General features: G+C 37.8%; 16 protein-coding genes and 1 other RNA gene. 14 read left to right on the top strand and 3 right to left on the bottom strand.

Going from position 1 to position 20,625, the window contains the following annotated elements:
• Window positions 1–27 precede the first annotated feature (27 nt).
• Together rnr and smpB are read left to right on the top strand one after the other, a co-directional pair.
• The gene (gene rnr, locus AB2Q86_RS12750) at window positions 28–2,409 is read left to right on the top strand and encodes a ribonuclease R (RefSeq protein WP_012580782.1); all 2,382 of its coding nucleotides are present in this window, start codon (window positions 28–30) and stop codon (window positions 2,407–2,409) included.
• 15 nt (window positions 2,410–2,424) lie between these two features.
• Window positions 2,425–2,889: an SsrA-binding protein SmpB gene (gene smpB, locus AB2Q86_RS12745; RefSeq protein WP_003723350.1), complete on the top strand. Its 465-nt coding sequence runs from the start codon at window positions 2,425–2,427 to the stop codon at window positions 2,887–2,889.
• A gap of 59 nt (window positions 2,890–2,948) precedes the next feature.
• Here the strand turns inward: smpB and AB2Q86_RS12740 are convergent, their stop codons facing one another.
• On the bottom strand, window positions 2,949–3,857 hold the full coding sequence (locus AB2Q86_RS12740) for a helix-turn-helix domain-containing protein (protein ID WP_012580783.1): 909 nt from the start codon (window positions 3,855–3,857) through the stop codon (window positions 2,949–2,951).
• Window positions 3,858–4,239: 382 nt separating this feature from the next.
• Here AB2Q86_RS12740 and AB2Q86_RS12735 point away from each other — a divergent pair, with 382 nt between their 5' ends.
• The 10 genes from AB2Q86_RS12735 to AB2Q86_RS12690 all read left to right on the top strand — a co-directional run bounded on the left by AB2Q86_RS12735 (window position 4,240) and on the right by AB2Q86_RS12690 (window position 18,000).
• A complete protein-coding gene (locus tag AB2Q86_RS12735) occupies window positions 4,240–7,515 on the top strand; it encodes a TIM-barrel domain-containing protein (RefSeq protein WP_012580784.1) in 3,276 nt (1,091 codons plus the stop codon).
• Window positions 7,516–7,575: 60 nt separating this feature from the next.
• On the top strand, window positions 7,576–8,520 hold the full coding sequence (locus tag AB2Q86_RS12730; protein WP_012580785.1) for a lmo2445 family class 3 internalin: 945 nt from the start codon (window positions 7,576–7,578) through the stop codon (window positions 8,518–8,520).
• A 14-nt stretch (window positions 8,521–8,534) separates the two neighbouring features.
• Window positions 8,535–12,467, top strand: coding sequence for a TIM-barrel domain-containing protein (locus tag AB2Q86_RS12725; protein ID WP_041176566.1), 3,933 nt, complete (start codon window positions 8,535–8,537; stop codon window positions 12,465–12,467).
• A 50-nt stretch (window positions 12,468–12,517) separates the two neighbouring features.
• The gene (locus tag AB2Q86_RS12720; RefSeq protein ID WP_012580787.1) at window positions 12,518–13,576 is read left to right on the top strand and encodes an internalin N-terminal domain-containing protein; all 1,059 of its coding nucleotides are present in this window, start codon (window positions 12,518–12,520) and stop codon (window positions 13,574–13,576) included.
• A 115-nt stretch (window positions 13,577–13,691) separates the two neighbouring features.
• Window positions 13,692–14,061: a transfer-messenger RNA gene (gene ssrA / locus AB2Q86_RS12715) on the top strand.
• A gap of 469 nt (window positions 14,062–14,530) precedes the next feature.
• Window positions 14,531–14,950: a hypothetical protein gene (locus tag AB2Q86_RS12710; RefSeq protein ID WP_012580788.1), complete on the top strand. Its 420-nt coding sequence runs from the start codon at window positions 14,531–14,533 to the stop codon at window positions 14,948–14,950.
• Between the two features lie 2 nt (window positions 14,951–14,952).
• Entirely contained in the window at window positions 14,953–15,876 is a 924-nt protein-coding gene (locus tag AB2Q86_RS12705; protein WP_012580789.1) for a hypothetical protein, read from the top strand.
• Window positions 15,877–16,076: 200 nt separating this feature from the next.
• Entirely contained in the window at window positions 16,077–16,646 is a 570-nt protein-coding gene (locus AB2Q86_RS12700) for a YdcF family protein (RefSeq protein ID WP_012580790.1), read from the top strand.
• Window positions 16,647–16,664: 18 nt separating this feature from the next.
• The gene (locus tag AB2Q86_RS12695; protein WP_012580791.1) at window positions 16,665–17,561 is read left to right on the top strand and encodes a YafY family protein; all 897 of its coding nucleotides are present in this window, start codon (window positions 16,665–16,667) and stop codon (window positions 17,559–17,561) included.
• 55 nt (window positions 17,562–17,616) lie between these two features.
• Window positions 17,617–18,000, top strand: coding sequence for a GyrI-like domain-containing protein (locus AB2Q86_RS12690; RefSeq protein ID WP_012580792.1), 384 nt, complete (start codon window positions 17,617–17,619; stop codon window positions 17,998–18,000).
• 31 nt (window positions 18,001–18,031) lie between these two features.
• Here the strand turns inward: AB2Q86_RS12690 and AB2Q86_RS12685 are convergent, their stop codons facing one another.
• Entirely contained in the window at window positions 18,032–18,373 is a 342-nt protein-coding gene (locus tag AB2Q86_RS12685; RefSeq protein ID WP_003737469.1) for a YxeA family protein, read from the bottom strand.
• A 123-nt stretch (window positions 18,374–18,496) separates the two neighbouring features.
• Between AB2Q86_RS12685 and AB2Q86_RS12680 the strand changes: the two genes are divergently transcribed.
• Window positions 18,497–19,009 (top strand): ClbS/DfsB family four-helix bundle protein, encoded by a 513-nt coding sequence (locus tag AB2Q86_RS12680; protein WP_003730011.1) that lies wholly within the window; start codon window positions 18,497–18,499, stop codon window positions 19,007–19,009.
• A gap of 22 nt (window positions 19,010–19,031) precedes the next feature.
• Here AB2Q86_RS12680 and AB2Q86_RS12675 read toward each other — a convergent pair whose 3' ends face one another.
• Window positions 19,032–19,442, bottom strand: a complete 411-nt coding sequence (locus AB2Q86_RS12675) for a VOC family protein (RefSeq protein ID WP_012580793.1) — start codon at window positions 19,440–19,442, stop codon at window positions 19,032–19,034.
• 267 nt (window positions 19,443–19,709) lie between these two features.
• Between AB2Q86_RS12675 and licT the strand changes: the two genes are divergently transcribed.
• Window positions 19,710–20,567, top strand: coding sequence for a BglG family transcription antiterminator LicT (licT, locus tag AB2Q86_RS12670; protein ID WP_003730014.1), 858 nt, complete (start codon window positions 19,710–19,712; stop codon window positions 20,565–20,567).
• Window positions 20,568–20,625: the final 58 nt, after the last annotated feature.

Here is a 20,625-nt window from a genome sequence, read left to right as displayed (position 1 = left end):
TTTAAAACAGAGAGAGGAGGGACAGAAGTGGAACAAAAACAAATGGAAGAAAAAATTATGAATCTATTAACTTCAGCGCCTGATAAAACATTTGCGCTTGAAGATTTGGAAATAGAAATAGCTTTAAATAATGCGGATGATTTTAAATTAATGGTGAAAGCTTTAGTGAAACTGGAAGATTCCGGAACTATTGTCCGCTCAAGGAAGAATCGGTATGCATTACCAGAAAAAATGGACTTAGTAAAAGGAACGTTTCGCGCGCATGAACGAGGTTTTGGCTTTGTTCTCCCGGAAGAAAAAGAAATGGACGATATTTTTATCCCACCAAATGAAGTAAAAGATGCAATGAATGGCGATTTAGTTTTTGCAACGATTACGAAACGTAAAGGCGATAATTTGGCAGAGGGTACGATTAAGAAAATTGTCGAACGGAAGACAACGCAAATCGTCGGAACTTATATGGAAGACTTAGCTGGTACTCCAATTGTGATGCCGGATGATAAGCGACTTTTCGGTGAAGTGGAAATTGATTTAGAGGATGGCTTAAAACCAGTCGACGGGCATAAAGTTATCGTTGAATTGACGGAATATGCAACTGGACATGCGCGTGCAAGAGGGGTTGTTAAATCAATCATCGGTCATCGCAATGACCCAGGTGTGGATATTTTATCGATTATTCATAAACACGGTATTTCAATCGGGTTCCCGGAAGAAGTAATGGAGCAAGTAAGTAAAGCGCCAGATGTGGTTGATGATTCGGATATTGGTAACCGTCGTGATCTTCGTGACCAAATGATTATTACGATTGACGGGGCAGACGCTAAAGATTTAGACGATGCTGTAACGGTTACGCAACTACCGAATGGCAACTGGAAGCTAGGTGTTCATATTGCGGATGTAACGCATTATGTGACAGAAGGCTCGCCGCTTGATGTCGAAGCGCAAGAACGTGGAACGAGTGTTTATTTGGTTGACCGCGTAATTCCGATGTTGCCACATAAACTATCGAACGGGATTTGCTCGCTTAACCCACAAGTAGATCGTTTTACTATGAGTTGTGAAATGGAAATCGATGAAGAAGGTCATGTGGTTAACCACGAAATTTTTGAAAGTATTATTAAAACAACGGAACGTATGACGTATACGGATGTAAATGATATTTTAGTTGAAAATGACGAAGCTTTGCGTGAAAAATATGCGCCAATCGTTCCAATGCTTGAAAAGATGCAACATTTGGCCGAAATCCTTCGCCGTAAACGTGAAAAACGTGGCGCGATTGATTTTGACTTTAAAGAAGCACGTGTAGTTGTTGATGAAGACGGTCATCCAGAAGCAGTTGTGATGCGCGAACGTTCAGCGGGAGAGCATTTGATTGAAGAGTTTATGCTTGCTGCCAATGAAACAGTTGCAGAGCATTTCCACTGGATGGATGTACCATTTATTTACCGTATCCATGAAGATCCAAAAGAAGATAAATTAGCGCGGTTCTTTGAATTTATTACGAACTTTGGTTTGATTGTGAAGGGGACTGCTAACGATATTCACCCAGCTGCTTTACAACAAGTACTAGAAGAAGTAAAAGGTAAACCGGAAGAGATGGTTGTTTCGACTGTTATGCTGCGTTCGATGCAACAAGCGAAGTATGACACAGTAAGCGCCGGACACTTTGGTTTGTCTACTGATTTCTATACACATTTCACGTCACCAATTCGTCGGTACCCGGATTTGATCGTTCACAGGTTGATTAGAGAGTATTTAATTAATGGGGATGTTCGTCCGGAAACGTTAGAAAAACGCGCTGAGGAGCTTCCTGAGATTGCTGAACATAGCTCGAAAATGGAGCGCCGTGCCGTTGAAGCAGAGCGCGAAACAGACGAACTGAAGAAAACAGAATTCATGGTCGACAAAGTGGGTGAACGTTTCATCGGAATCATTAGTTCCGTAACCAATTTTGGCTTATTTATCGAACTACCGACAACGATTGAAGGCCTTGTCCATGTGAGCGCAATGAAAGGCGATTATTTCAAATTCCACCAAAATCAATTAGCGATGATTGGCGAAAGAACAGGCCAAATTTATCGTATTGGTGATGAAGTGGAAGTCGAAGTAACCAAAGTAGACGTGGATGCTCGTGAAATCGATTTTGCCCTTCGTAGTGAAGGTAAACCAGGTCCAGTGAGCGATAAACAAAAACGCCAACGCGAAAAACCGATCGATAAAACTAGAAACTTCAAGAGTAACCAAAAAAAAGGTCGTAATAAACGTAGAACTGGTAATTCAGATGAAACGAAACCAAAAACAGAACGCAAAGATGACGAATGGTATACTAAACCTAAAAAGAAAAAGAAGAAAAAACCTTTTTATCAAGGTGTAGCAAAAGAAAGCCCGAAGAAGAAAAAACGTCGCTAGAAAGGATGGGGAGTTATGCCAAAAGGTGATGGTAAGCTAGTCGCGCAAAATAAAAAAGCGCGCCACGATTACGCAATTGAAGAAACTTTTGAGGCTGGCATTGTCCTGCAAGGTACTGAAATTAAATCCGTAAGAAACGCACGGGTAAACTTAAAAGATTCCTATGCACGTATCGACAAAGGGGAAATTTTCTTACACAATATGCATATTAGTCCATATGAACAAGGGAACCGCTACAATCATGATCCACTAAGAACGCGCAAGTTGCTCTTACATAAGAAGCAAATCAGCCGTTTAATTGGAGAAACGAAAGAGTCCGGTTATTCGATTGTTCCACTAAAAATGTATATTAAAGATGGCTACGCAAAAGTACTCATCGGTGTAGCTCGAGGTAAAAAGAAATACGATAAACGCCAAGACTTAAAACAAAAAGAAGCAAAACGTGATATCGAACGCGCTTTTAAAGAGCGTCAACAATAAATAAAAGCCTAAATCTAGTCATTCAACTATACGTTGGAGAAGCTAGATTTAGGCTTTTTTTATATGTCGATTTTTGTAAATTCGTTTAAAGAGAGATTTTGAAGTTCATCGTGAAGAAAATAATCTATTTCATTTTTGATACCATTTAGAATGCGTTCTTCTTCCAGAAATTTTGCTACCCGAAGCGCTCGTTGCATGAATCTTTTACCGTCTTGCTTTTGACCAAGTTTATACAAAACAATGCCCTTTTTAGCAATGGCCATACAAAATTGAAGATAATAGTGATTTTGTTTCGCGATTTTAATAGACTGCTCAATATAATGTAAAGCAAGCTCATATTTTTCATCGAGAATTAAATAGGTCGCCCGGTTAACATGAAGCGAAATTTCAATCGGCAAGGTCGGATGCAAGTAACGATATTTCTTCAATTGTTTAATTAAACGGTTAACGATATGCTGGGCGGTTTCATTTTCAAAGATAAAAAAGATGTTTCTTAAAATCAATATATCATTCCAAAATAGCTCGTCGGCTTCTGAAAGTCTATCCCAAATGTAGGAAACTTTCTGTCTAGCAAGCTCAAAATCATGCTCTTTTTCAACTAATAAAATGCCTTCCAGAGAAGCTTTAATATCCGAAATGAAATAATCGTTTTGAGTTGCTAAGTACTCATCGCATTTGGAAATAACATTCAGTAAAATATCTGTCTCTGAGGAAGTAATGATTTTGGAGTATAAATAAAGAATATTTTCTTTTGGTGAAGGTGTGAAGTCCCGTTTTACAAACTCAAATTCTTCTAAAGTCATATTGAAATTAAGTAAAAGTTGAATAAATCGGTCCATGCTAGGCATGATTTTGTTGTTCTCGATTTTCTGGTAATTAGAACGACTAAGTGCTCCTGTACAAGCTTCTTGTTGTGTGAGGTTTTTGCTTTTTCGAATAAATTTTAACGTATCACCAACATTTTGCATAAAACACAGCTCCATTTGTTCAAATTTGATGTATTTTAATTTTATGTAAGTCGTGTAAGTTAGAATTTCTGTATAGATGAAAAAGGAGGGAGAAGACATGTTAACTTTTTTAACAAGTGTTAATTGGTTATTCTAGAGTTGTTTAAGTGAGGTCTTCTGATAAACGCAATTATTGTTTTTCCATGAATAGTGGTCTTGCATAGTTGCGTTTTTTTGCGAAATTAGTAAGAATGTGGATGTTTTTAGTTTATCTGTGAAAGAATTATAACATTATGTGATTACATACACAATATAGATATTCTAAAATTAATAATTTTGCAAAATAACACATCGAAAGTAGTATATTTTTAGTAAAAAAGGTGAATTAAGGGAGGAAAGTGAGATGAAGCGAAGAACGAGAAAATGCAGTTTAGTTTTTATTCTAGGGATACTAATTTTTAGTTGCTTAAGCGGATTTGGGACGAATGTTTTCGCAATGGACGGGGAATATCACTCGCCTTATGGGGATGATGATTTATATTCCGTTCAGCCGACAGAACGATCGCCAAGAGATCCAAAGGCTGGCGAAGATGTCATTCTAAATATTACCACTTGGCCAATTGAAGACGGCCAAAATGTTTGGGTCGAGTGGACCAAGAATGGTGTTGCACAAGAAAACGTCACAGCTGCTTATGATTACAACAGTGGCAATAACACATACTGGAAAGCAGACCTAGGCAAATTTGAAAAAGGCGATGAAATTACTTATACAACGAAAGGTTCCACAAATGGAGGAACAGCCTATGAAAGCGGTCCATTTACATTTTACGTAACGGATTGGGAATATGTGCAAGATGTTACTAGCGTAGTGGATAATGGCGATTCTATTACTTTGAATATGACAGCAACAGCAGGAGATTTTTCACCGAAGTTATATCTTTCATTTGAAGATTTAGACACACTACGTATGGAACTTTCACCAACTGGTAAAGAAACGGGACATGCTGGAAAAACTGGATACACTGTAGAAGATACGGCGGAAAAAGTGACCGTAACAACCGAAGATTTAAGCATTGAAATCCAGAAATCACCTTATCGTATGGAAGTGCACCAAGCGGATGGCACGTTACTTACAAGTGAATATACAACAGCTAATAGCTTGGGTTGGTTAACAGATGGAAAAAATGTCATTAATCAATACCAAAATAACTTTATGACACCAAGCGACGAAGCATTTTATGGTTTTGGTGAACGTTATGACACGATTAACCAACGCGGAAAAGATGTAGAGACATACGTATACAATGAGTATCAAGATCAAGCACAGACAGAAAGAACCTATTTAGCGGTACCATTTTTTGTAAGTGCTAATAAATACGGGATGTATGTCAATTCTGATTTCCATTCACAGTTCCAAATGGCTTCTAAAGTAGAAGATAAATATAGTTTTGTATTGGATAATGATGGCGATATGACGAATATGCTTGATTACTATGTTATTAGCGGGAAAGATCAAAATGATATCGTAAATAACTACACGGATATAACAGGGAAAACGACTTTGCTACCAAAATGGGCTTTTGGACTTTGGATGTCAGCAAACGAGTGGGATAGAGAATCCGATGTAAGCTCTGCACTTTCTAATGCAAAGGCAAATGATATTCCAGCAACAGGTTTTGTATTAGAACAATGGAGTGATGAAGAAACTTACTATATTTGGAACAATGCGACCTATACAGCAAAGAAAAACGGGGAAGCATTTAGCTATGACGATTTTACTTTCAACGGGAAATGGACTGATCCTAAAGCTATGGTGGATAGTGTCCATGATGCAGGTATGAATATCGTTTTATGGCAAGTTCCAGTATTAAAAGATGATGGTACAGTATATGAACAAAGAGATAATGATGAAGCATACATGATAGGCCAAGGGTATAGTGCGGACGATGGAACAGGGGCTCCTTACCGAGTTCCGGCATCTCAGTGGTTCGGAAATGGGATTTTACTAGACTTCACTAATAAAGATGCTGTAGATTGGTGGACTTCTCAGCGTGAGTATTTATTAACAGAAGTAGGGATTGACGGATTTAAGACAGATGGTGGAGAAATGGTTTGGGGACGTGATACAACTTTCTCTAACGGTGAAAAAGGACAAGAAATGAGAAACCGTTATCCAACTGACTACGTTTCAAGTTATTTTGATTTTGCGAAAAGTATTAATCCAGAAGCAGTTTCGTTTAGTCGTTCAGGAACTTCTGGTGCACAAAAATCTGGTATTTACTGGTCAGGAGATCAAACTTCCACATTTGACTCTTTCCAAGCTTCATTAAAAGCTGGACTTAGTGCTTCAACTTCAGGTGTTTCATACTGGGCGTGGGATATGGCTGGATTTACGGGAGACTATCCAACAGCAGAACTATATAAACGCGCAACTGCGATGGCAGCTTTTGCACCGATTATGCAATTCCACTCGGAAAAATCAGATCCATCGCCAAGTGAAGAACGTTCACCTTGGAACGCGGTAGCTAGAACAGGCGACGAAACCATTTTACCGACATTCCAAAAATATCTATACACACGAATGAATTTACTTCCTTATATTTATACAGCGGCAAAAGATACGGCGGATAATGGTAAATCGATGATGCGCCAAATGGCCATGGATTATCCGGAAGATATCAATGCGCGTGATTTAGATGAACAGTATATGTTCGGTGACGATTTACTTGTAGCGCCAATCGTTCAAGAAGGTCAAACAGAAAAAGAAGTTTATCTACCAGAAGGCGAATGGGTTGATCTTTGGAACGGCGGAATTCATCCAGGTGGCGAAACAATTTCGTATTATGCAGATGTAGATACGCTTCCTGTATTTGCAAAAGCTGGAGCGATTATTCCGATGAATATGACAGATGGCTACCAACTTGGTCAAAACGTCGGAAACGATTTAAAATCCTATGATAATTTAACATTCCGAGTTTATCCATCTGGAGATAGCGAATATAGTTTCTATGATGATGTAAACGGCGGAGAAATGTGTGACATCAGTGTTTCTGAAGACTTTGCAAATGAAAAAGTTTCCGTAGATCTTCCAGCAATGGCGGATGAAACAACGATGCAAGTTTTCAGTACAGAACCTACAAGTGTAACGATTGACGGGGCAGATGTAGCTAAAGCGGATACGCTAGGTGCATTTAATGAAGCAACGACAGGTTACTACTATGATACAGTACAAAACTTAACATATGTAAAAGCAGCGGCAAAAGATGCCAAACAAGCAATCGTTTTAAACGGTGTAAACCATGCACCATACGAAGCGGAATTTGCTCATCTGACAAATGTAAGTACTGCAAGTGATCATGCGGGATATACTGGTACTGGTTTTGTAGCCGGCTTTGATGCAGAAAAAGAAGCAGTAGAGTTTGATGTAGACGCAGTAGATGGCGCTTCTGATTATACAATGGAAGTTCGCTATAGCGCTGGCGTAGAAGATGCAACTAGAACCGTATATATCAACGGTAAAAAACAACAAATTACTTTACCGAAAACAGCTGATTGGGATACTTGGAGCACGATAGAAGTTCCAGTAACCTTGCAAGCTGGTAATAACCAAGTTGTATTTGATTTTGAAGCAGATGATACAGCGGGAATAAATTTTGACCACGTAGTATTTAAGAAATAAATCCAATAAGCCACCCTTTTATGGATAGAGAGGGTGGCTATGTTGAAAGGATTGAACTGAATGAAAAAAATAATTGGGCTAGCATTTATAGCTTTTTGTTGCATATTATTTGCACCAACTATAAAAGCACAAGCGGATACAGTTCCCTTACCAGCGCCTATTATTGAGGCTTTTCCTGTGGAAGCGATAGCGGAGGCGATTGCGGGAGAACTAGATAAAGATTCTGTAAATGACACGATTACGCAAGCAGATTTGGATACAATGACTCTTATTCCTTTGCCCTCATTGGGTTTAACGGGGGAAGACTTAAGCGTACTAAACAATGAAGTATTTACAAACGCGATTGAATTAGCGATATGGAGTAATAATATTGGAGAACTGCCTGATTTATCTGATGCGCTTCCTGCTTTAGAAAATATTGAAGCAAATGGGGCTAATATTACTCTTTTTCCAGATGCAAACTATCCTAACTTAACCAATGCTGATTTGAGTCAAAATAATTTTGGCTTTAATATTCCAAAGTTTGTTGGAATGGAAGCACTAGAAAGTATTAACATTTCGGATGCTGGACTTTCTGGTTATGTAGCGGAAGATATTTGGATGAATATGCCTAACTTAGATTCACTACTTCTTAATGAGAATCATTTAATTTCTATTCCGGAAGATATCTTTCTATCAGGACAATTAAGTACACATTCATTTGCTAACCAGACAGCAACTTATCCTCATACAACGATTAAACAAGGAGAGAACTTAGAAGTTTTTGTTCCTTTTATTTACCAAGCATTAGATTTTATCGCACCAAGTAAACACGATTTAATTATTATTAAGGATAATGGCAGAACGCTTTATGAACCACCTTATCCGACCTATGATGGTTCGTACATGTACAAAATTGAAACAGCGGGCTTACAACCGGGAGAGCATTTGCTAGAAATTTCATTAGGTTATAACTCGGGAGAATATACGGGTTGGTATGATTTCCCAGTAACTATTACAGAATAAAAAGGGGCGAGATGATGAAAAAAGGTATGAAACAAGTTTGTGTCAGTTTGGCTGTTGTACCACTCGTTTGGCTGAATTTAGGGATAACTCAGCCGTTACAAGTGGAAGTGAAAGCGGAAGAGACGAAAGAAAAAGAAGTGAAAAAAGAAGCGAATACAGGAGCCGCGAAGCAACTTAGCAAAGAAGAATATGCGAAATTAAGTGCGGAGGAAGGACTTGGAAATGTCCTTGAAGCAACGGTGACTGATAATGTCATCACGCTTAAAATTGATAACGGGGATGAAGCAGAAGATGATTACTTGGAAATTTCCCCGCTAGCGAATAATTTGCTTAAGGTGAATTTGCGACCACGCAATATCGAAAATAGTCCATCTACACCTATGATTGATCCGAATGCAACTTTCACAGCGATTGGTGTGACCATTGACTTGGAATCAGATCCAATGATAATTTCAACAGATGAATGTACGCTAGAAATTGCTAAAGAGCCGGCACGAATGACTTTTAAAGATAAAAATGGGAAAACGTTATTGTCTGAATCAGCAGATGGCGGGATTTTTGATGGCGGTGTTAGATTTAAGCGCGGCGCTTCTGACCATGTTTACGGTGCCTATGGAATTAGTTTTAGTGACGGAGACCTGGGCATGGAACGAGATAATACTGCGGCCGATAGTAATAAGACTGCACAAGCGGGTCAGCAAGGTAATGCAGGAGGTCCGTTCATGTGGTCTACAGCAGGATATGGCTTACTTGTAGATAGTGATGGCGGGTACCCGTATTCCGTTTCAGATGAAGAAAAATTAGAGTTTTATTACGGCGATACAGTGGTTGAAGGTCGTCGTTACGTGAAAGAAAATGTAGAGATGTATTTAATGTCTGGTGAGCCCGAAGAAATTATGTCTTCTTATGCTGATGTAACTGGGCATACTCCAATGATGCCAAAATGGTCGCTTGGATTCTCTAACTTTGAGTGGGGAACAAACGAAGCGGAATTTAGAGAAAACATTAATACGTATCGTGCGAAAGGCATCCCAATTGATTCCTTCGCGTTTGATTATGATTGGAAATTCTACGGAGACCCTACGTATGGTGGCGATTATGGCGAGTTTGCTTGGAATACAGAAAACTTCCCATCAGCAAAAGACACAACGTTAAAATCTGATATGGATGCACTTGGTGTAAAAATGATTGGGATTACAAAACCGCGTGTCGTAACTAATTTAGAAGATGGAACAGCTACACAACAAGGGAAAGATGCAGAAGCAAATGGTTACTGGTATCCAGGGCAATCTGCGTATGAAGACTATGCGTTCCCTGTAACGGTAAGAAGTATTGACCCATACAACGAAGATGAACGTAATTGGTGGTGGTCACATTCTGAGGATGCCCTAGATAAAGGAATTGTCGGTTGGTGGAATGATGAAACAGACAAAGTATCTTCTAATGGAGCCGATTATTGGTTTGGTAATTTCACAACTGGATTTACATCAGAAGCTATGTATGAAGGCCAACGCGACTATACAAATGAACGTGTTTGGCAAACAGGAAGAACCTTCTACCCAGGCGCACAGCGTTATTCTACTTCTACTTGGTCCGGAGATATCGGCGTTCAGTGGAAAAAAGGCGAAGTTATTGACTGGGCAAATGGTATGCAAGAACAACCTAGTACAATGCTTTCGACAATTAATTTAGGACAGACAAAATGGGGCATGGATACAGGTGGTTTCAATGCCAATTCGGGCCAAGTATTAAACCCGGATCCAGAACTTTATAGTCGTTGGATGGAATTTAGTTCTCTAGTTCCAGTTTTCCGTACGCATGGGAATCAAAATCAACAACGTCAACCTTGGTTCTATGGTGGCACGGCGGAAGAAGTTGCTAAAAGTAGCATGACTTGGCGCTACTCAATGATTCCTTATATGTATGCTTATGAACGTCAAGCCTATGACTCTGGTGTTGGTCTAGTTCAACCACTTACGTTTGATAATCCTACTGATGAAAATGTAGTTAATTTAACAGATGAGTGGATGTTTGGTGATGGATTACTTGCGGCACCTGTTTTAGAAGAAGGAGCGGGTTCTCGTGATATTTATTTGCCAGCAGGAACATGGATTGACTACAACCGCGGTGACGTATACGAAGGGAATCAAACAATCAGTTATGAAGTGAATGATGACGACTGGACGGATGTGCCGATGTTTGTTAAACAAGGTGCCATTATGCCAATGCAACAACCACAAAACTATGTTGGCGAATCCGCAGTCAAAACAATTTATTTAGACACTTTTGCATCAGATAAAGAGACCTCCTTTACACATTACGACGACGACGGAAAATCTTTTGATTATGAAAAAGATACCTATCTAAAACAAAAAATGACTACTTCAAAATCAGCTGATACTAGTACTTTCACGATTGGTGCGAAAGAAGGAAGTTATAAAGCCGACACAGAGAATTACATTGTAAAACTACACGGAAATGCGGCTGAAAGTGTCCAAGTAAATGGCGCAGATAGCAAAGTTTATGACGATTTATCCGCTTTAGAAAATGCCGATGGTAGCGGATATGCTGTAGGTAGCGATGTTTACGGAGCAGTAACATACGTAAAAGTACCAGCTCAAGCTGATGCAGATACTGTCATTACAACTTCAGGTTCTGCAAGTGTCGTACAAACAGGAGCATACGAAATGGAAACAGGATCCAATTTTGCTGATACAGTTGCTGATAAACCGGTTGCTGAAAAAACGTATGTGGATGGCTACGATAAAGACGGCGCCGGAACTACTATCTATGCAAATGTAAAAGACTCTGGTGACTATAATGTGGACCTAACTTACAAAAATGCTTCCTCAGATAACCAAGCATTAAGTATTTTTGTCAATGGTGATTATGTAAAACAAACCACGCTAAAACCAAACACCGATTGGTCAGTTCAGTCCGAAACATTACCACTTTCAGCAGGGAAAAATAGTATTTCTTATAAAGTGGTAACGGACACAGGCGATAAAGCTGATCAAGTATCACTAGACAAAGTAAATATTGGTTTCACACCAACTGTAGCAAAAGTCGAAGCAGAAGAAGCGGACCTTGCCGGCACTTTAAAAGTGGCGAACGATCACTGGTTCTATAGTGGAGAAGGTTTTGTTGGTGGATTTGGAGCAGCAGGAGATGAAATTAAGTTTGAAGTGGATGTACCAGCTGACGGCGAGTACGTACTAAACACACGAACAGCAAATGGAACTGGCATGCCACAAACACTCGATTTATATACGAATGGTGACTACAACTCTCGCGTAACTTTCCCTTCCGAAGGTGAAAACTGGAATATTTGGTCAGATACAGAAAAAGCTGTGAACTTAAAAGCAGGAACCAATAAAATTACCTTCCTAAGAGACGGCGAAACTACTGGTAATGTAAATATCGATAGAATTCTTGTTTCGGCTGAGCCAATCAATTCACCAGTACAGTCGGAAGTAAATCTACTCGATAATGGCGGATTTGAGCGGGATGCAGCGGCAACGACGAATTGGGTAGAGTCTCATCCTGATGGACAGGACAAAGCATACGGCGTTGATAGCGGCTCAGGTGTCAATCCTCCAGAATCACCAGCATTTGGCAAACAGAGCGCTTATTTCTACTTACCTGGCGCTTACAAACAAACACTCGCTCAACAAATCGCAGTTCCAGTTAATAATGCGAATTACGACGTTGAAGCATGGGTGAAAGTAAGCAACGATGATGCAGCAAAAGCACAAATGACGGTTAATAATTATGATAGCAGCGATGGTAAAACAATTGACTTAGTTGCAGATGACGTTTGGCATTATGTAACAATAAAGGATGTCAAAGTAACAACAGGCAATATTAATACTAGTTTCCAAATGGATTCCCCAGGAGGAACGAGCATTCACATTGATAATGTAAGAGTTGTGCCATCCGCAGAATAATATAGAAGGGCGCGGAATTTCCCCGTCCTTTATAAATTGGAGGAGATAGGATGAAAAATCTATTTAGATTATTCTTGGTATTTAGCATAGTTATTATCGGGGTTGTCTCATTTAAAGCGATAGATGCAAGTGCAAATGAGACAGATGTATATCCATTACCAGCTAGAATAATTGATGTTTTTCCGGATGAAAATTTAGCAGAAGATATGGTGGAGAACTTTGGTAAAAAAGATGTGACAGATGTAATTACCCAAGATGATGTGGATGCGGTGACATCTCTAGGGTTGGGTTATTTTACCAATTACCTTACAGATGAAGATTTACAAATGCTAGGAAATGCTTATTTTACGAATGTAACCAGTATCATGATTTATCCTACGCAAACTATGTTCACTTGCTTTCCAGATTTACTAACTTTGCCCAAATTAGATACCTTAACTGCAAACGGTGGCCTATCAAGTGAAGTGCCACCTGCAAGTATTACAGTTCCTGATTATCAAAACTATCCAGAATTAAAAATACTTGATTTTGGTAATAGACCTGTTGTCGGGGGCTTGCCTGACTTTTCTAATCTTACTAAGTTAGAAAATTTAATGATGTACAATTGTGAACTCACTTCAGAAGATGTTCCTGATTTTACAAACTTGAAAAATTTGCAGGTAGTAAATTTTGAAGAAAATCAATTCAGAACAGAAATGACGGATTTTACTCATTTGGATAGTTTGCTAAGTATGGATTTGAGTTATAACTATTTGAATGTATTGCCACCTACTATTGTTGATAAAATAACTGTGCTAGCTCAAATTGGAACTTTACCGGATCAAAATGTTACTTTGGGAGAGGATACGAATGTCACACTGCCAATTTATACGCAACTGGATGATTTAGGTAGAATTAGTGGTTTTCAAGAAGTTTGGATTGATGATGCTGAAGGTAAGGAAATATACAATTCGTTTGCAGTTAATTACGATGAAGTGACGCAGCAAATTATTGTGCCGACAAGTAACCTTGATAAGGGCGAATACAAAATTTGGATAGATTTTAATGGAGAACACTCATCTTCTGGAGAAGAAGTTATGAATTACTCAGTAAAAATAACCATTAATTAATGGAAAACTTGTGACATGCTAAATAATAGTTGCGCATTTGGCTATGTCACAAGTTTTTTCTGTTTGTAAAGCCTCGTTTTTTCCTGTATAATAACTACTGTTAGACTTTAACTCTGGGGATGTTACGGATTCGACAGGGATAGTTCGAGCTTGAGTTGCGAGTCGGGGGGATCGTCCTCGTTATCAACGTCAAAGCCAATAATAACTGGCAAAGAAAAACAAAACCTAGCTTTCGCTGCCTAATAAGCAGTAGCATAGCTGATCCTCCGTGCATCGCCCATGTGCTACGGTAAGGGTCTCACTCTAAGTGGGCTACACTAGTTAATCTCCGTCTGGGGTTAAATAGAAGAGCTTAATCAGACTAGCTGAATGGAAGCCTGTTACCGGGCCGATGTTTATGCGAAATGCTAATACGGTGACTACGCTCGTAGATATTTAAGTGCCGATATTTCTGGACGTGGGTTCGACTCCCACCATCTCCATATTTTTATGGAAACTGAAAAGTGATACAAACTGCTTTTTTAAGCTGTTTGTATCACTTTTTTATTTGGACAATATATTACTTATTAGAATAATCTAGGCGATAAACGAATGAGTCAAGTAAATAATTGTAATTTAAAAACAAATGTCTAAACTGAATAAATATACATGTTTATTCAAACGCATTGTCTTTTCTTACTACTAAACCCCACAAAATATGATAAATGAGTAGTTGTAAATGAATGTTTTATGACACTTTTGCTTGTTTAATTTACAAATTGAATAATTTTTGAATAACAACACTATTTAGCTATGGTTTTTATCTAAAAGGAGCAAATTCAACACATAAAGTGTAATAATTATTATAAATAACGTTTTTTTGGATTAATTAAAACGAAATAATGCCGTTCTTACACCCTTTTTTATATACATCAACTTTTTATGCTAATATCTACTCAGGGAGGAGGTTTGCTTATGTATAGATTATTAAGCATTGCATTTTTTGGAATAGGAGTAATTTGTTTGTTGTTCCCTTGGATGTCTAACGGGATAGACGCAACAACTTTTGAATTAGTATATGAGCCTGCTTATAAATTAATTTGGATGCAACCAATCATCATTTTTGGATATTTAGGATTTTTATGTACTATATTTATTCCGAAATTTCATCAAGGTAAAAATAAAATCATACCATTCATAGGGATTTTAATATTGGTTTTAGGTTTACTTAATTTGGCAGTTCGACCATTATTTGGCTTTGGAAGAATCACATTTAATATCCTAAGTACTTATTTCACTGAATTAGTAGAACCAGCATTCATCATCGTAGTAATAGCGAGCATTTTATCTTTAATTATGTATGCATTATATTTAAAAACATCGGAGGATTTATGATAATGAAAAAAAGAAATTTTATTGTAGGTCTAGTTGTAGCGGTGAGCTGCATAATACCAACAACTGTATTAGCTGAATCAAAAGAAGCAACGGATAGTGATTTAAAAACAGTTTTTGAAAAAGAAGAAATTAAAAATGAAGATAAGTTATTAGATTTAGCAGATAAGCAAGAAAATGTGGATTATATAAAAGCTGCAGGGGAAAAAATACCAATAATTATTGATGAATCAACGGCAGAAGTTACAACGGATGCTTTAGAAGGTGTAGAAGAAGAACTAGAAACTAAAACAGCAACTGAAGTTTTGGAAGTTAAGGCGAACGAGGATGGAGAGTATGATGCTGAACTAGTATCTACTATTTTTGTTGAAGTAGAAGGTGACGGTGTTATATCAGCTGATCTTGTGGATGCTGTTGAAGATAGCGACATGGATCTTGAAGAAAATAAGGATATTCAAACGGAAGACCAGTCTTCTAAGTATAACAATTTTGCAACTTATCTGGTTCCAATGTCTGCATGGACTGACACAAGTAGCACTGGGAAAAAAGGTGCTAAAGATAGCGTATACATATCAGCTAAAGTATATTATCATCAACAAAAAAAGAATGGTAATACACATGTGGATATGAACTCAATTAATTATAGTACCTCGGTTAAGAAAAGCGGAGGGAAAATAACTAAAAGAACTGCTAAAGTAGCACAATCAGGAATGACAAAATTCGGAAATAAACCTATGTTAAAGCAAACAAAGTCACTATCTTTTTCAAGCAACTCATATAAATACAATGTTATAGATAGTTGGACACCAATTTCAACTACAAATGGATGGGTCGGAACTCAGTTAAATGTGGCTTCAACTTATAAAAGTTCTAGTTATAATACATCTGTTAATTGTTTGATTTTAAGCAATCCGAAATTGGGCTGGTAAAATAAAAAGCCTACTTTTGACTATAGTTTGTCAAAATACGATTAAACCGTACGTTTTAATTAAGAAAAATAGCTTATAGAAAAACACCCCAACTACCGCGGGGTGTTTTTCTATTTTCCCTTAACTTGACCTTTTCTTTCTCTTTTATTTACAATCTTCTGCTAAACTATAATTAAAGAAATAAAGAGAGGACGAACTAGATGAGACGCCTGAAGAGAATTTCTATTATTTTAATTGCAATTGGATTTATCTATTTATTGATTGTCGCGGCCATTATGTTTAGTGGAACGAGGGCGAAACCGAGCGATAATGCTGATACAGTACTGATTTTAGGTGCGAAAGTCAACGGGGATCCGGCAGAACCGGCCGAAGTATTAAAAGAAAGATTAGATGCTGCTGTTACTTATTTAAACGAAAATCCGACGATGCAAGTAGTAGTTAGCGGTGGACAAGGCGAAGATGAAAGTGCTTCGGAAGCCTCTGTTATGGAGGAATATTTAGTGAACAAAGGGATTACTAGAAGTCGGATTAAAATAGAGGATAAATCACGAAGAACAGAAGAAAACATAAAATATAGTAAGGAAAAATTTAATTTAGGAAAAACAGTTATTGTCACTAGTGATTATCATATGTATCGTGCTTTGATGTTAGCGAAGCGGCAAGAGCTTGATGCTTCAGGGCTTCCAGCGAAATCGCAGTCAGTAATAAAAATAAAAAATATGATGCGGGAAACTTTATCTATTACATATGCATGGGTTTTTGATCGATAAAATGTTGGAGGTTTTAGGATGAAACTAGAACGGATTTTAGCAATACTAGTCATGATTTTGGAGCGAAAAGTGCTGGCAAGTGAGCTGGCTGAAAAATTTGAAGTAAGCACAAGGACGATTTATCGCGATATGGATACGCTACTTTATGCGGGATTTCCAGTTGTTGCTTTGCCGGGGAAAAACGGCGGGTTCACAATGCTCGATACATATAAGTTGGCGACATTTACTTTTTCGGAGGCGGAAAAACAGATTTTGCTTGAGGCATTAGAGGCGCGTTCGGAGTTTATGCTGAATGATAGCCAAGAGATTTTACGAGAAAAAATCACGCTATTACAGACCGAAAAACCAACTAGTAAGCATATTTTCTTTGATTCAGCGACACAACATCGTCAGCAAATTGAAGCAGAAGTGAAACGAAAAGTCGCCTATATCCAGAAAGCTTTTACAACAAATAAACAATTAGAAATTACGTATATTGCTATGAGTGGCGCAGAAACAACGCGGGAGATTTCGCCGCAAAAATTAAACTTGATGGATGGCAGTTGGTATTTAGAAGCCTATTGCCACAAAAGAGCAGCGATTCGTCATTTTAAATTAACGCGGATAACTTCATTGGAAGAAATAAGTAAAGCGATTATGTACGTTGAAGAAACGGAGCACCAGCCTGCAGAAATGAAAAAAATTGTGTTGGAATTTCCGAAAAATCAGCTCGGGAAATTGTTGGATTATTTTTTGCAAGAAGAAATGGAGACTGGAGACGATTATGTCCGTGTAAGCTTTTTCTATGATTTGGAGCGCAACATAATCCCGTTTTTATTGATGTTTGGAAGTGCCGTGAAAATTTTAGAACCTGCATCGCTTCAAAAAGACTACAAATCCGAAGTGGAAAAACTTTATTTTAATTTGAATTGTTGACAGATAGTTGTCAGGTTTTGTTCGCTATAATGGTTTTAAAAGGAGGCGGCAAATAATGATTTTACAAGAAACTAAAGAAATTTTCGGGAAAAAGATACGAGCAAATAATGCTAATTTCAGTCCAATTGCAGAACTTTGGGGTGAAGTGATGGTCGATAAACCGGCTGGAGATATTTTTGCGGTATATAGTAATTATGCCAGTGATTATAAGGGTGACTATGACTTGTTAGTAGGAACAATTGACTGGGATGAACAACAGAGTGTAGTCATCGAACCAGGTGAGTATTTGGTGTTTTCAGTAGATAACGCGAATCATAAAGGTGTGGAAGAAGTTTGGCAGGAAATTTGGTCGCGGGATAGTGAGTTAAAACGAGCATATAAAACGGATTTTGAATGGTATCATACAAGTGGTAAAATAGAAATATATATTTCGATATAAAAAATCTCCTCATAAGGAGGAGATTTCGTTATTATTTAAGTTTTTCTGCTGCTTTAGCGGGTACTTCTTTTTCTGGAACTTCTTCAAAGGAAGTTACGCCTTTGTCTTCTTTAATATAAAGTTTCAAGTAAGCGCCTTTACGTAATTCTTTATCTGCGGAAAAAGTAACTTCTGTTTCTTTACCGTTTTCATCGTATGCTGGAAGAGTGTAGTTATTATTGAAGCTTATTTCTTTTCCTTTAGTAGGATCTTTTGTGATTTTAACGTAAGAAGCGTCTGCTCCTATTTTATTGGCATTTTTAAAGTAATATACGCCACCGATAATTCCACCAAGTAATAGAACGCTTATAATAAGTATAATAATTTTTTTCATGTCAATCATCCTTTGCTGAGTTGTTACATTTATTGTATATGGAAGTGAGGAGTTAATCCCTCGCACAAGACAACAAAATGCTTATTTAAACTTACATAATTGTTAGAAAGGAGTAATGTTTAGATGGTGAGGCCGAAAAATAAAGAAGAATTACTTCAACAAAGCACGACTAGCTACCAAAAGTTAATGGATTTAATCGACTCTATACCAAAAGAAATGCAGCAGCACGCGTTTCCATTTGAGGATCGAGACAAAAATATTCGTGATGTAGTAGTACATCTACACGAATGGCATAAAATGGCACTTAATTGGTATGAGGTTGGGATGCGCGGAGAAAAACCATTTATGCCAGCGGAAGGTTATACATGGAAAACAACGCCCGCACTTAATTTGGTTATATGGAAGAAGTATCAAACGATGGGGTTAGAAGAGGCGAGAAATTTATTAGCAACTACGCATCATGAAGAAATGCGGATTATTGCGGAACATTCGAATGAAGAACTTTTTACGAAGAAATATTATAAATGGACCAATACAACTTCACTAGGCGCCATTTTTATATCAAGTACATCAAGTCATTACGAATGGGCCATTAAAAAAATACGGAAATTCAAGAAAGCCGCTGGAATCAAATGAATTCCAACGGCTTTTTTTGTAATTATTGTAAAGCGGATTCGTCTAAATAAGCGATTTCCCATAGATGGTTGTCTAAGTCAAGAAAACTTCTGCTATACATGAAGTCGTAGTCTTGTGTTTCGCCTGCTGGTTTTGCGCCGATTTTTAGTGCATGATCGACCAGCGTATCGACTGCTTGGCGGCTATCTTGGGTGATGGTGATGAGGACTTCGCGTGCTTTTGTTGTGTCAGCGATGCCTTCTTTATGGAAAGTCTGGAAGAAATCTTCTTTCAAGAGCATGGCGAAAATATTTTCCCCGATGAGCATTTGGGTAGCGTTTTCGTCTGTGAATTGCGGATTAAATTCGTAGCCAAGTTCTGTGAAAAAAGCGACGGTTGCTTGTAAATCTTTTACAGGCAAATTAATAAAAATTTGTTCCGAGCGTGTTGCCATAATTTATCACCTCCAGCCAAAAATAGCATGCAGAAAACTACATGTCAATGAATAAGTTGTGGTAAAGTAGGGAAGATATAAAGTAATCCAAAATTGAATATCAAAAAACCACTTGTAATCGGTTTCTTTTTGTACTATAATGTTAGAGAAAAGCATAGGATTGTTACTGCTGAGGCGGGCAAAACCTGAATTAATTCAAGTGCTATTTTGATATTAATAGCATTGGAATTAGTTTGGGTTTTTTTCTTTTGAAAGAGGTGAAAATGCATGATTATCAAAAAAATACTGAATAACAATGTTGTAATCGCCGAGGGTAAAAGTGGCAAGGAGTCTGTAGTGATGGGCCGTGGTCTTGCTTTTCAAAAGAAACTTGGAGATGAAGTGGAGGTATCCAAGATTGAAAAAACATTCGTAATGGAAACACATGAACTTTCAGAAAAGCTCTCTGAATTACTCAGTGAGATTCCACTGAAACATTTACGTGTTGCGGATGACGTGGTCCAGTATGCGCAAGAAACTTTGGAAACAGATTTAAGTGACAATATTTATTTAACCCTAACTGATCATATTAACTTCGCTGTGTCACGGTATAATCAAGGTATTAATTTGAAAAACGCATTATTATGGGAAATAAAACGATTTTATCACGCAGAGTATTTGGTAGGAATGAAGGCACTAGATTTTATCGAGCAAGAAGTTGGAATTCGTTTAGATGAGGATGAAGCTGGTTTTATCGCGCTTCACATTGTAAATGCTAGACAAGATGGACAACAGATGCACATGACTGTAGCGATGACTCAAATTGTTCAAGATATTTTAAGTATTGTTACGTATCATTATGGTATGGTCTTGGATGAAACTTCACTGAATTACACGCGTTTTATTACACATTTACAATATTTCGCACAACGGTTACTTCGAAAAGAAATTGTCGATTCCGGCGATGACTTTTTATATGAACAAGTACAACTTAAATACCCAGAAGCTTTTAAATGCACGAAAAAAATTGACGCTTATTTGATTAATACACATCATACGGAACTAACGAGAGATGAGCGTGTCTATCTTACAATTCATATTTATCGCGTTACCGAACGCAATACAATTATAAAAGAAGAAGAGTAAAAATTTTTTTGGACTTATATGTAATGGATTACAGGAAAAGTACTGCTTAGCGCGGTGC

The organism is Listeria monocytogenes, assembly GCF_041765605.1.
GTDB lineage: Bacteria > Bacillota > Bacilli > Lactobacillales > Listeriaceae > Listeria > Listeria monocytogenes_D.
This window is presented reverse-complemented; position numbering and strand designations above follow the sequence as displayed.